Here is an 18,778-nt window from a genome sequence, read left to right as displayed (position 1 = left end):
GATTGATTTTCTCGTAAGAGAAGTGAACCCAAACTACCCTTTAATCGCAACACCTGACAAAAATGAAAACGTTACCGATGACAAAAAAGGAATAGATAATGGCAAGTGAGTTAGGGGAAGGGTATGACAATTTCCTGCGGGAGTTGAAAGAACGCATCCGCACAGCCCAAGTGCGGGCTGCCCTTGCGGTTAATCGAGAGTTGGTTTTACTTTACTGGCAAATCGGGCGAGAAATCTTGACTAGACAACAGCAGCAGGGTTGGGGGACTAAAATCATTGCTCGCCTAGCGACTGACTTACGTTCTGCTTTTCCAGATCTGAAGGGGTTTTCCTCCCGCAATCTCAAATATATGCGGAAGTTTGCCGAGACTTATCCCGATGAACAAATAGTGCAGCAACTTGCTGCACAAATTCCTTGGTTTCATAATTGCGTTCTTTTAGATAAAGTAAAAGACTCAACCGAACGGGAGTGGTATCTCCACAAAACAATTGAACAGGGCTGGAGCCGCAATGTATTAGTCCATCAGATTGAAAGTCAACTGTACCATCGACAGGGCAAAGCTATCACGAATTTTGAGCAGACCCTTCCGCCCGTACAATCAGACCTAGCTCAACAAATTCTGAAAGACCCCTATAATTTTGATTTTCTTAGTCTAGCGGAAGAAGCACAAGAACGGGAGCTAGAAAAAGCACTATTAGAACATATCCGAGATTTTCTTTTGGAATTGGGAGTGGGATTTGCCTTTGTCGGCAGTCAATATCACTTGGAGGTAGGAGGAGAAGATTTCTATCTTGATTTGTTGTTCTATCACTTGCGCTTACGCTGTTTTGTGGTCATCGATTTGAAAGTCGGTGAGTTTAAGCCTGAGTTTTCGGGCAAGATGAATTTCTATGTTTCGGCGGTAGATGATTTGTTAAGACATCCCTTAGACCAGCCGAGTATCGGTCTGATTTTATGCAAAACCCAAAATCAAACGATCGTTGAATACGCACTGCGAGACTTGAATAAACCGATTGGCGTTTCGACGTATCAGCTACGACAAGCGTTACCAGAGCATTTACAGGGCAGTTTACCGACGATTGAACAGTTAGAAGCTGAGTTGGAAACCCTATCGTTAGAGATTAGTGAAGAGGAATAAATCTTGCTGCACTCATTCAAAAAACATGAGTAATGAAGAAGCCAGATTATATACTTGAAAACATAAGCGAGTCTGTTTTTTCGATGTAATTTTCTCGTCTAGTCCGACGCTTTGCTCAATGAACTCCCAACCCACCCGCGTCATCGCCCTATTTAACCAAGCTGGAGGAGTTGCCAAAACCACCCTCACGCAAAACTTGGGCTACCATTTGCATAAACGACAGCATCGTGTCCTTCTCATCGATCTAGACCCGCAGGCTTCTTTGACAAAATTTATGGGCTTAGTGCCAGCCCAGTTAGAGAAGACCGTTGCTGATGCCATCATTGAAGAAAAACCCCTGCCTATTGAGGAAAACATTCACGGCATGGATTTATCTCCTTCTAACCGTATCCTTTCCACGGCCGAAATGCAGCTAGTCAGTGCTGAAATGCGTGACCTGCGCCTTAAAGAAGCCCTTGAACCTATTATTGATGCTTACAATTTTATCCTTATTGACTGTCCTCCGAGCTTAGGGTTACTTTCCTATATTTCCCTCGTTGCTGCCACTCACGTCCTCGTCCCCATCGAAACCCATGTCAAAGCTTTTGAAGGAACCAATGAACTTTTACAAACGGTTACCAGAGTCAAGAATCGAGCCAACCGAAAATTACAAATCGCGGGTTTTGTTCCTACCCGTTATGACAAGCGAAACTCCGCCGACCTCCGCACCTTGGGAGCGATTTCTACGCAGCTAGAAAGTTTTGGAAAAATCTTCCCACCGATTCCCCGCGCTACCGCTTTCGTTGATGCCTCGGAAGAACGAAAACCGTTAGCGGTCTACGACCCTAATCATGCCGTCATCCCTCTCCTCGATTCTTTAGCCGCCGCCATGGAGCAACTATCATGAGTCCTCGGAAAACGGAAAAACCTTTTAACAGTCAGATTACAGCCCCTTGGATTGACCCAATTGCCTCAACTGAAAAAGCGGATGCTTCCTCGATTGCTCTTAAAAATATCCATCTTCCCCCACAACAGCCTCGTCGCTACTTTGACCCCCAGGCGATGAAAGAGATGGTAGCGTCTGTCCGCCAACACGGGATTCTTCAACCTCTGCTAGTACGTCCCCAAAAAAGTGGAGGATATGAATTAGTCGCTGGGGAACGACGCTATCGAGCGGCCACCGAAACGGGACTAACCGAAGTTCCTGTCGTCATCCGTGAGTTAAGTAATCAAGAAGCTCTCCAACTCGCTCTTATTGAAAATCTACAACGGGAAGACCTCAATCCCATCGAAGAAACAGAAGGGATCTTACAATTGCTCTCAGTGCGTCTGGACATCGCTGTTGATGAAGTCATCTCCCAACTCTATCGACTTAATAATGAAGTGACTGGATTGGTTAACCATAACGTTATGGTTAACTCTGAGGAAAAAACTAACCATAACGTTATGGTTAATTCTCAAGAGGCGACAGTGATTCAAGAAGTGTTTGATTCTTTAGGGCGGATGGGATGGGAATCTTTCGTCAAGAATCGTCTCCCCTTGCTCAAACTCCCCCCAGAGATTCTCGAAGCTTTGCGTTCGGGAAAAATTGCTTACACCAAAGCCCTAGCCTTGGCCAGAGTCAAAGACGAGCCAGTGCGGAACCAGTTACTCTCTGAAGCAATTGTCCAGAATCTATCTCTGGCTCAGATTAAAGAGCGCATTAAATCGCTTCAGACTAAATCATCGTCTGGAGAAAACGCCGACTCATTACCTCTGCGTCTCAAAACCGCCTATCAACAAATCAAAAAGTCAAAGGTATGGGAAAACCCAGACAAACGGACACAACTTGAACAGCTTTTAGCGCAACTGGAAGCCTTGACGGGAGATGAGAAAGCTACTGAGGAGAAAACTGTGTAAGGCGGTTTAAAGATTAATTGACACGTTCAAGAGAGAGTTATCCTCCGTCTAGGGAATTCTAGCTAGACTAGAGTAAAGTTCCTTGAGTGCAGCAAGATTAAGATGAACTTTCAAGACAATGATTTCGGTTCCGACCCTCCTCATTCTTCCTCGTTAAATAAAATCCTATCTTTATCAAAGAAGGAAAAGATTCGCTCCATTCTCGAAACGGGACTAGATTATCTTCGGTTAGAGGATTTAACCGAGGCTAAAGTCGAGGCGATTAAAGACAACGAACCACAAGTCTGGGAGAAGAACGTCAGTCTGATTGGCAATCAACTAATGATTGAACGGACATTATTTCAAACGCTTAAAGGAAAAATCATTTCTTCTCAACAGAAAAACAAGCCAGAAGACTTTCAAATTGCTGTTGCCTTTCCGAAAATTGTTCAAATTGAAAAAAGCCTTGAGAAATTTCGTCCTCTCTTTACGATCGATATTTCTTCCATTTTTTCGGGAAACTATCGAACGAAAGGATGGGATTTAACCCAATTTGAGTTTCATCCGATTTTCTCGAATTTGATAGAGTTATATGGACTCGACGAAGAAGCCAATTCAAATTCATTAGTAACCCGTCAAGGACTCTTCGCTTTTTTAGAAAATACTTTCAACCGAACAGCTTCCACGCTACAAGATTTGGTTCAGTTAATCGAGCTACCGTCTAAACCCCTGCGCTCAAGTCCTTCTCCTTATCTGTTACGATTTGGCTTGTCTTTTTACCGGCTCAACCTTAAAGAAGATTTTCGGGAACTGCTAGAGCAGCATAATTGGAGTTGGGCGGTTCCCAAGCATCCCGCCTACGAGTATTTGTTTGGAAAACCTCAATCGCCAGAAAAAGAGCAAATTTTCTTAGGAGCTTTTCCCATTAACCCGCCCGATGATTATCAAGCCTTAGCCCTAAAACACGCTTGTTCTCATTCTCTCACGGCGGTTATCGGCCCTCCAGGCAACGGGAAAACCGATACCGTGTCACACAAAATTGCCCAGCAAATTGTCAAGCGAGCGGTGAAAATAGCAACCGAGGAGGAAGATGAGAGCAATCTGACGTTAATCACCAGCACCAATAATCGAGCCGTTAACAACGTAGAATCGCTCTTAACTCAAAACAGAAAATTATCTAATTTCTTCTATCTCTTAGGAGGTTCTAAGGATTTAGTTGAGTCGCAAGTTCTCCCTAAATTAGAAACAGCCATTGACTGGCTCAATCAACAAACCTTCAATCATTCTGAGTGGCAGTCAACCAAAGAACAATTATTGGCGAAGTTGAGAGAATTCCAGTCCGATCAAGAACAGGATGAAATGGCCCGACGACAACGCCCTTTGGATGAGCAGCAGTTAGAGCAATACGCCCTGTCGATTCCGAATCTGAAATCCGCCATCGAACGTTTAGAGAATGAGTTAGACCAATCTTCATTTCCTTCTTTAGAGAACTATGAGCAGTTTCCCATCCAAGCGGTAGAGCGAATCAAAAGACAATTTGAGCAGACTTGGCATAAGCTTCCCCCTTCCGAGACAACGCCCCGTTCTTGGTTAGAGCGGCTCAAGAGTTGGTTTCTCTCCGTTTGGCGTTGGCTAAAGCAGCAAAATGACGGGGCAATTATCTCTCAATTGAACCGAAACATCTCTGAAGATGTTACTCTGACCAAAAACACTCCCTATCCTTTAGAACTGATTCTTAATCGCCATCACCTAGACTCTTTGCGGACTCAGCTTGCTCAAGATCTGAATCGAGCTTACGAATGGCAGGAACAACAGAGGAGCAAAAATCAAACCCGAAACCAGTTAAGAACATTACAACAACAACTGGCTAACCAGCAACGTCAACAGCAACAAATCCAACACCGACTCGCCACATATCCCAATCGAGACTTTTACAGTCGTTTCTACACCGACTATCACTCGCTTCAAGTTGAGTTATTCGAGTTATCCTGGCAATTTCAGCAACAGGAGGCGCGCCGCCGAAAAGAGCAAGTCATCGCTTCTCTGAAAATTTACGTTAACGCATTGAATAAAGATTGGAAAGCCAGGCGTGAGTTAAAGAGGGAATGGCGAAAGATTTATCGTCATGTCAGTCTCCTATTTCCCGTGTTTCTCAGTACCTTACACTCCCTGCGCCGTCTGTTCCCCGAACTGATGGAGGGCTGTATCGACCAGTTGCTCGTCGATGAAGCAGGTCAAATCCTTCCCCATCTGCCCATACCCGCTTTAGTACGGAGCAAAAGAGCTATGTTTTTAGGAGATCCTTTCCAACTAGAGCCAGTGGTTACTATCAGCGATGACGACAAAGATAGTTATTGGGCTAAAGCATTTCTCGGGCGGGGCTTGACGGATGCTGATTTTGACCGTTACGGCCCTACGGTTAGTACAGCTTACCATCGCGCCGCCGGAGCCAGTGGTCAAGATGAAGATTTAGGCAACGGGATCATGCTTAAGTATCATTATCGTTGCGTTCCAGAGATTGCTAACTTCTGTAATTCCCTCTGCTACGGCAACCAGATGATTATTAAAACGAATCCTAAGCCTTCTCGCTTAGGTGCAAATCTAATCGCTATTCATGTTGAAGGCCAAATCTCTGACCACGTAAACAAGCCTGAAATTGCTCAGGTTGAAGCTGTAATTGAGGAGTTGTTAGCGGCGGGTTACTGTCTCAATTCTCCTAATAATCACAACACCATTGGAGTCATCTCGCCTTATCGTCGTCAGGCTGATGCTTTAACTGACCGTTTACAATCCCGTTGGAAGAATTTTCCTCTTGATAGTCTCGGTACGGTTCATACTTTTCAAGGGGGTCAGAAATCTGCCATCATTATCTCGACTCGTCAATGTCAGGTCAAAGATAGTCTCTGGTTTATCAATCGCACTCCTAATTTACTAAATGTTGCCGTCAGCCGAGCTAGGGAGTTATTGATTTTGGTAGGCAATTTAGATCATCTAGGACAATCCCTTCATACCAAGCGGTTAGTTGATTATATCAAGCAATTTGGAGAGATTCGTTATTGAGCGTGATGTAGCTTTCTTAGTCACATTGTATGTGAGGAAACGACAATGACTGAGCCAGAATTATTTGATGTAATTGAGTTACTGGTAGACTTGCCAGCTTTTAATCTCCGAGTGGGGGAACGGGGAGCGATCGTGGAGGATTTCGGAGATGGTAAGTATGAAGTAGAGTTGACTAACCAAGATGGGGAAACTTTAGCTCTGTGTCCCCTAAAAGCTGAACAATTTATCGTAGTTTGGAAGGCAAAAAAAAAGCAGTGGCTATCTGTATCGGAGCAAGTAGCGGCGGTGATCGCCCATCTGTCTAATGAGCGTAAGCGAGAAGTTTTGGATTTTGCCCGTTTTCTGTATCAAAGATAATTTCTGAACGAAAACTCAAGATTCTCATCTAAAAGTGCCTTCCCGAACAATTCTGACCAGATATTGACACGATGTATCCTGTCTCCTCTTGAAATCAGCCAAGAGTGCAGCACACCAGATATTGAGAGCCACACACAACCGCAGGCTCTTAGTCATGGCGAGTCAAAGTCACAGCAGCAGAGAGGATTTCGTCTTCAGTTTCCAGTTGCTCCAATTTTTCAACCTGCATCTGTTCGATGACCTGTCGATGAGCAACTTTGTATTGGGCATGAAGTGGAGTTCGGGTGATCTCGCGCATGACCTCTTCTAAATCTGCCTCATTTCCCAGTGCTTCAATTTGCCACAGAGCGGCCCGTGCTTCAGTCGGTAAGCCAACAAATAACTTTAAAGCCATTCCTGCAATTTGAGCAGGTGGTCGATGTTCAAGTTTGGCAATGTACGCCACTCGGCAGGCGGTTTCTGAATCGGTATAAGCAGATATGGTTTTAAAAGCCATAGACCTCTTTGATAAAAACTATAGTTTTTAGAGAAAATGTTAGCAACAGAAGTTCAAGCTCAACGCTCTAGCTGACGGCTACGCTTGTTATCTGGCACCCTCTGCTGTTTCTCCAAATATTGAGCAGATCCCTGAATAATCTCCTTATCCTCCTCGGTTCAAGCCACCTTCGCCGCTAAGGGCAGTTTCTTGATGTTTTCTTTTACAGAGTCGCATTCACGTACACTAGCCAAAGATCCCATATTCAGCCATATAGAGCAGGTTCTCTACTTTTTTTGCGCCAGCATCCGTCGCTAGGGCTTGCCAAGGACTGAGACCATCTAACGACTTTTTCGAGGTAGATAACCAACGTTTCGCTTCCGCTTCATCTTCAAATAACTCGATTGCTTGTAGAGTCATCCGTTGAAACCGTTCTAAGCGGTCAGCGAGAGTAGGTTTGAGGATGGGATTATTCTTTTCATAGCGAAACTGCGTACTTTCTGAAATGCCTAAAATCATCCGCACGGCTTCCCTATCTAGAGAAAAGCGATGGGAGATGTTCTTGACGGTTTCATACTTGGGTAGGGTTTGGCTCATTGGTTTTACCCCTTCTAAGTAGTTTGACTTTCAGTTGATACTATTTTACTGTCAATTGCTCGTAAGGTGAGATCTAGAATGGGTAAAAGTTAGTAGAGGAATTAAAAGATTTTTCTCTTAATTGTTTTGAAGCTCTAATTCCTCAATAGCTTGCTTGACTTGCTGTTGATGTTCTCTCTTTCGTTGGAAATAAGCTACTCCCTTCTCAATCTGCTCAGAGCGAGGGAGATCTGCCGAGCCAAATGTTAATGAGCCAAAAAAGGCAATTAAACCCTTACTTTTTGCCTCCGCCTCTTGATACTGTTCGATCCGTTCATCGACTTTTTGCTCAACGTATTGAAGGATTTCTTCATCGGATTTGTTTGCCAAGGATAAATCGGTTCCCTGATATTTCCGAATAACTTCCCAAATATGAACAGGAATTGGGATCATCACCCGATTGTAGGAGCAACAAAATTGAACTCCCTCCAACTCTAAATAGATGAAAGATTCATCGAGTACCTCTTTGTAAAGGTGGAAATTGGTTCCGTAAGCTACTGTTTCCTTAGTTGACATTCTCTAACCTCACTCGTCTATTTTTTGTAGGAAAAAACCTTTCTTAAGGGAAGACAGTATCTCCAAACTCACCTTTGAAAGGCGAAAATTTAGTTTTCCCCGCCCTTGTAGGGCGGTGTACCGCGTGACTTTTTAAGGTTCGGCGATTTGACGACGTGCCAGTTTCTTTCCTGAGCGTCTCTGCTCATTAATTATACTACATTAATACTACAAAAAAACTCACTCTTTAATTCCGACGAGGTGACAAAGGGGTTAAGAGCTTGTCATTTCAAATAGAAAAAACTGGTACAGCGTTCTCTGACCGCATATTCCAAGAGCGGGGTTGAATGAGCAGATGCCGTGACCTACGCTTTAAAGAATCGATTGAGCAATTGCTCGTGGTGAGGAAGAACAAAACTAAGTCGTGGCTGTTACGGCCACCGATGGTTGAAGCAGATAGGCTAAAACGATCCTTTCAGAGGAAATTCCTTGGGCGATTAAATCCTGAGAGATGCCACTTTCCATCCCATCGTACTCGATCCACACTTTCCCCTCATGGAGTGTGATGTAAATTAAATTTCCTCTAACCCGTCGCCCTCTGTCCCAACCTACTTGCATTAAGGCGTAACGCTCATGGATGTCGTCAAACACGGTATCAAGTCGGATCTCTCCATGAGAAGGACGCAATTGAGCATATCGCCCGATTACCTGCTTGACAATTTCTCGGTCTAGAGTGGTGGTATCCATTGTTTCACCTCGATTGTTTCTAGATCTACAACCAATAACTTTAAAGGAAGGTTACTAATCACTAATTTACCAATCGCTTCACTGAAGATCTCGTCATAGGCGATTTCACCGAATCGCTAGATAGATTTCTCTCTCTGGGTCAACTTGGCTTAGTAACAGGCGATAAAGAACGTACTGTCCAATTGCCTGTTCATTCGTCACCGATGGCAGATTGTCCCCGAAATTCTTTAATTTCAATAGCAATACAGCTAGTCTCTCGTTTAGCCCCAATGAACAGCCCTGTCATTGACTCAACCCGATTAGATTCAGTTGCCCCAAGATCAACAAACAAAAATCGCTCACCGTAAGAAATTACATAGGGATCATCGGTAATTTCCCAACCATCTTTAATGAGGGCTTGTTTGACAAGATGGTGAATGGTGTCTCTCTGGGGCATAATTTGAAGAAAATGTTCTCAAAAACTTAAGCTCTTCTACTCAAACTTTATCTCTCTAGCTGCTTTTTAGGCTTGTTCTCTGCCTTGTGCTGCTTCTCTAATGCTTTAGCATACCCTTGAATAATCTCCTTATCCTCTTGGGTTAAATCGAACTGGCTGATTTCAATTATCCCTCCCGCCTTTCTTAGATCAGTAGCTAGAAAAAGAGGATGTGGAGAATCATTAGAGAAAATCCTTAAAGTATCCCCTCGTTCTTCGACCCGATAACGCTTGCCTTGAAAAACTCGTCCCTCTTGGCTTTGAGTTCCTTCCCGATTCAGAATCGACTTGGCTGCTTCATAGATAGCATACCCTTCTTTGATACGCCCAAGCTGTTTTTGAACGTCTGGTGATTCCAATTGTTCGGCTAACTGCTGCATTTCTTGGGTTTTGGCATCTTTTAGCCAAGTCAGGTAGGCTCTCGCTTTTTGTTGCCAAGCTTTGAAGTCGGCTTCGGCTTGAGAGATTTGTCGCCCGATGTCGCTTTGAGCCATCCTAGTCAAACTAATCTCATACTGTTTTTCTTCGATTACCTCGGCTCTAACCCCAAATGGATTAAGTAGGGAGCGAGGCTGGCCTAATTCTTTGAGTTCTTGCTGTTCTATCTTGAGTTGCTTTTCTTTTCTGGCTTTGAGTTGGTTTAGCTCATCAATCCGTTTCTTAAGACTTTTTCCTTTATGTAGCGATGGTTCAGGGGGACAGGTCTTTTTCCATTGTTCGACTGAACGCAAGTGGCTAAGAAGAAGAGCATCCGTCAGTTGAGACTTTTGAGTTGAAGGCTCATCAGCAGAAATAGAGGGGTGGATAAATTGATTTTCAGGAGGGTTCGACAACTGATGAGAGTGCGATGAGGTAACGGGTTGATTGATGGGTTGGCCAGATTTCTCTTTCTCATCCGTTCTTTTACGCTCTTGAAGTTGAGGCGAAGTGTTCTCCTGATGTGCTTCAATTTTTCTTCGAGATGAGTCTACTAAATCTAAGGCGTTCTCGTTCTTCCGACTCAGTTGAACAGTCACTCCTAAATCCTGCACACTGGCCGTATAAACAACAAATTCCTGTTTTGCCCGACTCGCAGCTACATAAAAACTCTCTCGACCAATCGTGAGGCTTTTTGCATTAGAAGCTGAATAGATACAATAATCGGCCGTTTGTCCCTGACTGCTATGCACCGTATCGACATAACGATAGTCACTGTGCAAGAGTTGAGAGGGAGACAGGGTTAAAGTTTTCCCCTTGGTTTGAATAGTGATTTGACCATCTTCTGTGATTCCTTCTACGGTGAATCGCTGGCCGTTAAGTTGTTGATGCTCTTTGGTGCGGATGTTTTTGGTAAAGCGCATCTGCTCCCCCCGACGGATTTCTAGGAGTTGAACTTGATAGACTTCTCGTTGTTTGTATTTGTTTAGAGAAAGGCTATAATCGGCACCTATAGTGTCTATTAGAGTGAGGGTATTGTTTTCTGGGTTAACATCCGTGACTCGGTAGAAGCAATCTTTACTGAACTGAGCATTTTCGGTCTGGAATTTGATGATATCCCCCCGTTGATAGTGATGGGCTTGGCTGATGGCAAATTTATCGATATCTTTACGTCGTAGGGTTTGAATCGTTAGGCTTTCACCATCTAATGCTCCAGAATTAATTAAGCCTTGGCGAACTGCCTTGGCGATCTCTTGTCTATCTGTATTCGTGCCAGCTAGAATGAGGGTTCGCTCTCTCACTTCATTGGGGCGGTTTAAATAGTCATTGGCGATTTCAAAAATCCTTTCAGTTTCAGCAACGATCTGTTTGATTTTGTCTTGGTTATAGAGCTTTTGATAGGCTTGGTTAACGCTGGATTCGTCTTTATCATGGTTAGCCATCAAATCAACGACTTGCTTGAGATTGGGATCTCGTTGTCTGAGGTTCTGATCGATCACTGCGGTAGGTAAGCCTCGCTCTTGAAGCAGTTTGAAAGGTGCGCCCGAAGAGACAGCACTCAGTTGTTTTGTATCACCTACTAGAATAATTCGGTTGTTGTTGGCCTGAGCGAGTTCTAATAGCTGCTCCATTTGGAGAGTAGAGAGCATCCCCGCTTCGTCTACTAAAAGAATTTCATTGTGAGGAAGTTTTTCGTTAGGAGTTAATAAATAACTAGCTAGGGTTTGGGAGGGGATTTCGCTTTCGGTTTGTAGGACATCGGCTGCTGCGGCTGAAGGGGCAAGCCCTCGGAGCGGTTGCTCGCCAATGAGATTTTTAAAGGCTCTCATCGTATAAGTTTTACCGACACCTGCATTACCTTGAACTAGCACGACGGCCGAAGAGCTAGTAGCCATGTGGAGCAAGGCAGCACCTTGACCTTTATTGAGGTTTTGTTGAAGAGCGATCGCTTGTGCTTGTTCACTACTAGCTAGGGGAGATTGGCTATTGCGTCCAGCCTGGGCAAGTTCGATAATCTTGCGTTCTCTGCCCAGTTGCTGTCGTGTGGTCAGCCGTCCGTCTTGGGTGGGGACGAGAGCGGTATACTGTTCGATTTCGGATTGGAGCTCGATGGGATCATAGCTGCCTTGACTTTGGCGCAGGCATTCCTTGAGTAATTCATGTTTGTAAAAGGCGGTTTGTCGTTCGGTGAGAATAAAGAGGGCACTTTCGATGAGAGAGAGAGGGCTACCGTTCGGAGATGGCTGATAGTAGGTTTGTTCTAATTGTTTTCGAGAATCTTTGCTGATTTGAATGCCTGCTTCTTTTGCTTTTTGCTGCCAATATTCGAGTTGCCGTTCCCTGTCTTCAGGGTGATGATTGTGTTTCTTCTCTGGGCGGGTTTTTAAGCAGAGGGCTTGTTTCTGTTCGGCGGTGGCGGTGGCGCGGGTTAGTCCGAGTTGGGCGAGTTCGGCTTCGATTTGATTACTCCGCGTAGAGAAAAGGGCATCAAGTCGATCTTTGTTGACTCCAGCTAGTTCAAAGGTGTGGTCGTCCGTCCATTCGATGTTCCAGCCTTTTTGTTTTAACTGACGGGCGAGTTCGTGAGCATAGTATGCCCCGATCGTCTTCTGTTGGATGTAAAGTTCATGATTGGCGACTGCTCTCCATACTCCATCGGGGCAGAGAGTTTGATTGAGGATCACGCAATGGCTGTGGAGTTGGGGATCTTTGTTACGATTGTCGTCGTGGTGAAAGGTGGCAATTTGAGCAGTATGGCTTTGCAGGAGGAGTTTTGAAGTGTTCTGTTTGGTTTGGTAGTAAATACAGTTTTTTTCCACATATTCCATTGTGGAACGGACGGCAGCTTGATGAGCTTCTAAGATCTCCTGTTCTTTGAAGACGAGGGCAGCGACGCTGATGCTTTTAGGAGCAGAGAGAGTAACATCAGTGCCAGGGCGGTTGTGTCGTTTGCTATTCTGGCTGTAGTTCTGTTGTCTTCTTAGAGGTTGGCCATTTGGGTCTAGAGATTGGTAGGCGTTTAAGAAATGGCTTTCTTGAATTTGTCCGCTTAAGTTTTGAGACAAAGCCGCTTTTCCTAGCCATTCTGAGTTAGCTAGATTATCGCCTTGTGTGTAGTAGTTGTCTTGAGCGTAGTCTTTTGGGTTCGTGTAGCATCGTCCTACGGTAGCGACCATTTTTTGGAGCGTTTTTCTGAATGAGAAGGGTTAATGTCATTGTACTTTGTAAAAGTACATAAGGTGTGATAATGAAAGCGGTAATTAGGGGGGACAATAGGGAGGGGAGATGACTACCGCCTGTGGCGGTACATTCAGACTGTTAATCAGTTAGCTATGCTACTGTTTATGATAGAAGAATAGTCCTCTGAGGGGGTAGATGGATACTGATATTTCTTCTTTAGAATTAGGGTTACAGAAAAGGTTGGAGAAGCTTCAACCGAAGACGAAGAAACCTGATTTTCTGCGTTCGGTAATCGACCGTCAGTCAGTGCGGATTGATGGGGCGTTGGCGTTGGGTTACAGTTATGATGAGATCGCCTCGATTTTTTCAGAGCAGGGGATTAAGTGCAAGGGGTCTACGTTGAAGAAGTATCACCTGATGGCTAAGAGGAAGCTAGCGAAAGAATCCCCAATTCCTGAGTTACCATCTGATTTAAAATCTTCAGGGAACAAAGCAAAATAGTAATTTAAGATAATAAGGAAAAATATAGTGAGAAGCGAGCATAGATGAACTTAAAAATCTTCTGAAAGATACGAGCCATAGCTGGTATTAATGATACGACTAGGCATACTCTGCTGGTCTTCTCAAAAGAATAAAAGGATTACCGTGATTAACTTTATAACCTAAATGCTGACTTTCGGCGATCGCCATAGCATTTATCCATTCGGGATGGTCATCTGTCCATAAGGGATGCCGTAATATTAAAATGTCCTGATGATTATGGTGAATAAAACCAATTAATGTGCCAAACTGTTGCGGTGTGCCATAACCTAAACGCTGTAAGGAATAAGGAATCGGTGCATTAGCTCCCTGAATCAAGCGATTCCAAGGATTAGGATAATTCCCCCAAGGCGTTTGTAAATCAATAGTAGCTGACGAATCAAGCATTAAATGTGCCATATCTAAGGCTAATCGCCAATCAAGTAAACCATGATAGGGTAAATTGCGATAATCACGAAGACACATATTACAAGATGTATCGCAGTCATCTCCGTGTCCTTGAGCTAACCATTTCCACGCTATGCTATTCTGACGAGTGAAATCAGCTTCAGACAAAAGTTGTTGAAATTGCAGTTCTTCAGCTAAATACCGACAATATCCTGCCCCATTTTCGAGTTGATCGCATAAAAACCCTTGCCCAGTTACTCTTCTTGATGAATCCTGTATTGTCCGCAAACCAGCTTGTAGTTCTTGTGGATCAATATCTAACATAGCTCCTGCTGCTACTCGTAACCAAAAAACAAAAGAATACCAAGCAGCACGTCCTTCAATTTTTGTAGGAGAGGCAAATAAGCCTAATTGCCATTGATTAAGGTTAACTAACAAAATATCGGTTTTTCGCTTCGATAAAAGGGCAATACGATAGCAGTTCCCTGATGGATTGACTGGACTATTGGGATTATTGATGGCGATCGCATAAGCTCCATTTCTGGGTTGTTCATATACGCTTACTCGTTCATAAAAATCAAATCCCCCTTGACCCCCATTATCATTAACAGAAATGATATTTTCATTGAAAGAAAAGACTGAAACATTAGCGAGCGATAAGGGTTGAGTTTTCTTGGCTATTTCACTATTAATGCTTAAAGAAGGACGAGTAGAACGAGGTGTCCATTCAAATTGTCCCTCAAAATCTTCGGGATTTAAGTCAGTAAAGAACCCTTTTGGTTCTCTAGCATCTAAATAACGAAGTTCATTTGCGCCACAGACAGGACATTGTTGCGGTGGTGGAATTTGTCCTGCTAAGGGAGGAGAATTTGAAATAATATGAGGAAAAACGACTGCTTGACAATTACCGCACAATCCTAGCGTTTCATTTCCGTTAGGAAGAGGAGGATATAACCCTGCTCTTGATGCGACTCGATTACCTTGAGGAAATAATTCAACTACGCCACAAGCATTATGAACTGCTTTGTCTTTTACAGTTTGAGAACCAGGTGCAAATTGACTAAGGGCAATATCTAAATCTCGATCTACTGTTCCTGTGTCAGGTGGCCATTGATCACTTGTTGACCGCCAGTTTGTATAAAGTAATCGTACTCTTGTTGGAAAACCAAACATCGGTAATAATCCTGCGTTTGCTAATCTCTCGCTTAAGGCATTTTGAGTATAAGCTAGATCGTTAACAATCTTACTAATTTCACGCACAAGTTGGATTCGTAAATAAGTTAGCATTTGAGAATTACTCTGAGCATTTAATAAATTCGTTTCAATTTTTAATGCTTCCAAAACTTCAATAATTGCTTGTTCATTAGCTGGCTCATTGAGCCAGTCCTGAATTTCTGGTTCATAATGTTGCCAATCACTCACAGAACCAAATTCACCATGTACACTATCAGTTCCGTTATTGGTTAAAGCTACACCATTAGCTTCTAAAGTTGATTGTGCGTTAGGGAAAGCTTGTCTAAGAATTTCTTTGATTAATACTCGTTTGAAAATCTCATCACTTCGCATATCCACATAAGGCGCAGGAGGAGAATCGCCTGTCATACTTTCTAATCGTTGAAAATAGAAATCATCATGACTTCTTTCTCGACAGAAAGTAACTGCTAGAGAAACACCCGCAGAACGCCGTCCAGCCCGTCCCACTCTTTGTTGATAGTTAAAGCGTCGAGGAGGCATATTGGCCATCATCACAGCTAATAATGAACCAATATCTACCCCTGCTTCCATCGTGGTTGTTACACTGAGTAAATCAATTCCTTGAACACGGGGAATTTCGTCATTAATAAAAATATCTTGAAACCAACGTTGACGTTTGAGTTTATCTTCTTTATCTGTTTGTCCTGTTAATTCGGCGGCATTCATACGGAAAGGTTGACCCGATTCTTCAGCTAGATAGGTGTAGTAATCAAAATCAGCAGTCATTTGACCAAGATTTAGAGGTTGAGGAGGAATCTTTTCTCTAATATGACTATTACATACTGGACAAATTCCTGCTGCTTCATGAAGATAAAAAGCATTACATTGTTCACAACGATATCCCAAACGTGAGCCATTTACTAAAGATGGTGGCAACATCAAATAAAGATTATTAGGCTCAAGAAATAGACCATTACTACTAGAAATTCCTGCTTTTGATTCTATTAATTGGTACCGAATATCCTCTGGAACTAGCCCTGCACGTTCGACATAACGTCGAATATATCCCTGTAAATTTGAGTTATTATCTGGCTCGAAATATTCAGAATATCTATGAAGTTTTCTGATCCCTAATGCTCTAATTGCTGCCTGTGTTGCTTGAATCACCCCTAATGAAGGATTTCCTTGTGGATCATAACTTACCCATCCTTGTCCTAAACCTTCTAAGGTTCGTGCAATATGAACAAAAAAGGAATACATAATCTCATCAGTAAGTTTTGCTTCTAGGAATTGAAGATGTCTTCTTTGTTCATCAGTAATGGGAAAAACAGATGTAACTTGATTTTGCGTCCAGTCATAGCAGTTAAACCAAGGGATTCTTTGTCGTCCATTTCCCTGTCCCACTAAATAATTTAAAGCTTCAAAAGTTGAGCCCCCTGGACAAATCCCCCATTCTAGAAGTCCATCAAGTACCCGTTGTCTTAGCGTTAAAAGGGGAATACGCTCGGGATAGCGTTTCACTAATGACACCCATTCCTGTTCAGCTTGTTGGTTACTGGCAGGATAATCATCAATCCAATCTCTGGCAGCATAAGCGAGTTCTCGGTTAGCATTACTAAAGCGATCGCGTCGCTCTCGGTCATCTGGCCTTGCAGACTGTATAACCTCTTGGCAAAGAGCCTCATTTAAGTCTCTTAACTTTTGAAGACTATTTGGTTTATTAGAACAATTGAAGCGCAGAAACGCCACAAAATCTCGCCAATAATCATTTAAAGCTTGATTTAAACTGGAACGTACCATATCTCGATAGTGATCTCGCTCCATACCTGCCGCTAATTTGGCCGCATCTTGACGACTATCAGAAAAAATCACTAATTTTCGAGATGAGCGACTGTTGGGGATAGAAACAGGCATTTCTCGTAGTAATCCACCCGCAAGTACCTGACAGGCTTTTTGAAAACCTGTTCGATGAACTCTCAGAGGAGAAGGAATGCGTCTTTTTCCATAATTAGCATCACAGCGAGGACATTTACTCGGTAAAGCAAATTTATTATCATTATTATTCCCGTCAATTTTATACAACCAGCCCGGTACTTCATCTGTTTGTAATCGGCTACTACTTTGAATAATTATGCCTGTTGTTCGATTAAGTTTGGCACGAATCCAACTACGTCCAATTTTGTCAAGAGTCCATTGCTGAGATTGAGGTTGTGTATCCCAACTAGGGTTATCATGAGGTAATGGCCAAAATACTCGATAATTTCCGTATTTTTGATTAGTATCAATTTTGTCGGGCATTCCTTCTAAATCGGGTTGATCTGGCGTGAGAATCTCAATGTTTGTATTTCCTATTTGTCGTTGAGACTTAAACCCACCTAAAAATACTTCACCACAGACTTCACACACGATTAAATCTAAAACCCGTGAACCACAGGAACAACTTAATCGGTGGCTCGTATGAATTGCTCCAATTGTTGGAGGATTTTTGCTAGTTTTTCGTTTCTTTTGCTCAATACTAGAATCATTACAATCAGGGTTACAACAAGCCCAAAGATTTTGTAAATTTTTGAAGAATAAATGACCTCGTACAGGCTGAGGAGAACGTCCATTATTTAACTTAGACATTGCTAAGGCTAAAAATAACCCACGTAATGAATCAGAAGCACAATAATTGCCAAGATTTCCATTAGGGAAAAGCTGACGCTCTAAATCAGTCAATTTATTATTATTTCTAACTTTCGCTGCTTTAATAGTTGGATTATTAGTTCCTTGAAGTTGACGATCAATTTCAAGACAAGCATCTCTAATCGCATCAGGTGTGCCAATTTTATTTAAAGCTTCTCCCAAAACTTCTTTTTCACTTAATCCTGATGTTTCAGATTGACCTAAATTAGTAGCCAAAGTTAGCATTGCTTGTCTTAGATTGGCATTATCGTCAGGATCATCAGGCTGTGTCATGGGCTTAAAAAGATCAGGCTGTACTGCTTGGGCAAATTGAGCAAACGCATCAGCATAAGGAGAGACAGAAAACCTAGCCTCTTGAGTGGGTAATGTCTGTGTTCCTGTAATAAATTCAAAATTATCTCTTCCAAAAAACTCTTTCAAAAACTGTCTTCCCTGTGGAGAATCATCTAAACTCGCTGTAGTAGTTAAAATGCGTAACTGGGGCGAATTAGCACCTAATCCCAAACGGGAATAAAGCAATCTTAAAATATAAGCAACTTCTGTTCCAGGTGTTCCTCGATAAGCGTGTAATTCATCAATAATGAGGAAAAATTGATTGTCAGAATCTCTGGCTAACCAATTACGAGTTTCATCAAAAATACTATCCTCAATACTCCGCATCATCATAATATTGAGCATTGAATAGTTGGTAATTAAAATATCCGGTGGACTATCCTGCATATCCCATCTTGACCACATTTCTCCCCCATCCATTCGAGAGAAATAGTAGGGTAATTGTTCAGATAATTCTGGGTCAGCAATCTGAGGTAAAATACGTTGTATTTCTTGCCACTGTTTATCTCTTTGTTGTAATTCTTGGCGTAATCTTTTGAGGCTATTGTCATTCTCAAAACCAGAAACTGGAGTTTGTCCAGTATATCGACCAAAAGTAATGCGATTTCCCCCTCGGTTTTGGTCTAACCATTGATGAATTGGATCGGAATCAACGGCTTTTCTTAATCGTCGTAATTGATCTTCAACTAGCGCATTGAGAGGATATAAAATTAAAGCTCTGATAGCTTTTGGACGGGTTATATGTGACCATTGAGAAATTCGACTTCCACCCCCAATCCACCAAAAATGATTATTAGGTGG

15 protein-coding genes are annotated in these 18,778 nt (G+C 42.8%); 6 read left to right on the top strand and 9 right to left on the bottom strand.

What is annotated here, in order from left to right:
• The first annotated feature begins 98 nt into the window (after window positions 1–98).
• Window positions 99–1,139, top strand: coding sequence for a YhcG family protein (locus CFPU101_RS21935; RefSeq protein ID WP_206817604.1), 1,041 nt, complete (start codon window positions 99–101; stop codon window positions 1,137–1,139).
• 12 nt (window positions 1,140–1,151) lie between these two features.
• On the opposite strand, the gene CFPU101_RS21930 is transcribed toward CFPU101_RS21935, so the two are convergent.
• A complete protein-coding gene (locus CFPU101_RS21930) occupies window positions 1,152–1,316 on the bottom strand; it encodes a hypothetical protein (RefSeq protein WP_206817631.1) in 165 nt (54 codons plus the stop codon).
• Here CFPU101_RS21930 and CFPU101_RS21925 point away from each other — a divergent pair.
• The 4 genes from CFPU101_RS21925 to CFPU101_RS21910 all read left to right on the top strand — a co-directional run bounded on the left by CFPU101_RS21925 (window position 1,258) and on the right by CFPU101_RS21910 (window position 6,413).
• Window positions 1,258–2,025, top strand: a complete 768-nt coding sequence (locus CFPU101_RS21925; RefSeq protein ID WP_206817602.1) for a ParA family protein — start codon at window positions 1,258–1,260, stop codon at window positions 2,023–2,025. The genes CFPU101_RS21930 and CFPU101_RS21925 overlap by 59 nt on opposite strands.
• Complete coding sequence (locus CFPU101_RS21920) at window positions 2,022–3,017, top strand: ParB/RepB/Spo0J family partition protein (protein WP_206817600.1); 996 nt, start codon at window positions 2,022–2,024, stop codon at window positions 3,015–3,017. The genes CFPU101_RS21925 and CFPU101_RS21920 overlap by 4 nt, the downstream gene beginning before the upstream one ends.
• A 102-nt stretch (window positions 3,018–3,119) precedes the next feature.
• Window positions 3,120–6,056 carry an ATP-binding protein gene (locus CFPU101_RS21915; protein WP_206817598.1) on the top strand — a complete coding sequence of 979 codons (2,937 nt, stop codon included), beginning with the start codon at window positions 3,120–3,122 and terminating at the stop codon, window positions 6,054–6,056.
• A 45-nt stretch (window positions 6,057–6,101) separates the two neighbouring features.
• Entirely contained in the window at window positions 6,102–6,413 is a 312-nt protein-coding gene (locus tag CFPU101_RS21910; RefSeq protein ID WP_206817596.1) for a DUF4926 domain-containing protein, read from the top strand.
• Window positions 6,414–6,561: 148 nt separating this feature from the next.
• On the opposite strand, the gene CFPU101_RS21905 is transcribed toward CFPU101_RS21910, so the two are convergent.
• The 7 genes from CFPU101_RS21905 to mobF all read right to left on the bottom strand — a co-directional run bounded on the left by CFPU101_RS21905 (window position 6,562) and on the right by mobF (window position 12,834).
• On the bottom strand, window positions 6,562–6,909 hold the full coding sequence (locus tag CFPU101_RS21905) for a hypothetical protein (protein WP_206817594.1): 348 nt from the start codon (window positions 6,907–6,909) through the stop codon (window positions 6,562–6,564).
• A gap of 225 nt (window positions 6,910–7,134) precedes the next feature.
• Window positions 7,135–7,485 carry an antitoxin Xre/MbcA/ParS toxin-binding domain-containing protein gene (locus CFPU101_RS21900; protein WP_206817592.1) on the bottom strand — a complete coding sequence of 117 codons (351 nt, stop codon included), beginning with the start codon at window positions 7,483–7,485 and terminating at the stop codon, window positions 7,135–7,137.
• Between the two features lie 117 nt (window positions 7,486–7,602).
• A complete protein-coding gene (locus tag CFPU101_RS21895; RefSeq protein ID WP_206817590.1) occupies window positions 7,603–8,040 on the bottom strand; it encodes a hypothetical protein in 438 nt (145 codons plus the stop codon).
• A gap of 396 nt (window positions 8,041–8,436) precedes the next feature.
• Window positions 8,437–8,766 (bottom strand): XisI protein, encoded by a 330-nt coding sequence (locus CFPU101_RS21890; RefSeq protein ID WP_206817589.1) that lies wholly within the window; start codon window positions 8,764–8,766, stop codon window positions 8,437–8,439.
• A 105-nt stretch (window positions 8,767–8,871) separates the two neighbouring features.
• Window positions 8,872–8,967, bottom strand: a complete 96-nt coding sequence (locus tag CFPU101_RS26060) for an element excision factor XisH family protein (RefSeq protein ID WP_277988791.1) — start codon at window positions 8,965–8,967, stop codon at window positions 8,872–8,874.
• Window positions 8,957–9,202, bottom strand: a complete 246-nt coding sequence (locus tag CFPU101_RS25730; protein WP_242578169.1) for a XisH family protein — start codon at window positions 9,200–9,202, stop codon at window positions 8,957–8,959. Before CFPU101_RS25730 ends, CFPU101_RS26060 begins: the two co-directional genes overlap by 11 nt.
• Window positions 9,203–9,249: 47 nt before the next feature.
• A complete protein-coding gene (gene mobF / locus CFPU101_RS21880; protein ID WP_206817588.1) occupies window positions 9,250–12,834 on the bottom strand; it encodes a MobF family relaxase in 3,585 nt (1,194 codons plus the stop codon).
• Window positions 12,835–13,033: 199 nt separating this feature from the next.
• On the opposite strand from mobF, the gene CFPU101_RS21875 reads away from it, so the two are divergent.
• Window positions 13,034–13,339, top strand: coding sequence for a hypothetical protein (locus tag CFPU101_RS21875; RefSeq protein ID WP_206817584.1), 306 nt, complete (start codon window positions 13,034–13,036; stop codon window positions 13,337–13,339).
• Between the two features lie 99 nt (window positions 13,340–13,438).
• Here the strand turns inward: CFPU101_RS21875 and CFPU101_RS21870 are convergent.
• On the bottom strand, window positions 13,439–18,778 hold a 5,340-nt coding region (locus CFPU101_RS21870), incomplete at its 5' end, for a helicase-related protein (RefSeq protein ID WP_206817582.1).

Origin of the sequence: Chroococcus sp. FPU101 (assembly GCF_017312365.1) — a bacterium.
Classification (GTDB): domain Bacteria; phylum Cyanobacteriota; class Cyanobacteriia; order Cyanobacteriales; family Microcystaceae; genus Chroococcus.
Note: the sequence above shows the minus strand (reverse complement) of the source record. Positions and strands in the feature narration are given on the sequence as shown.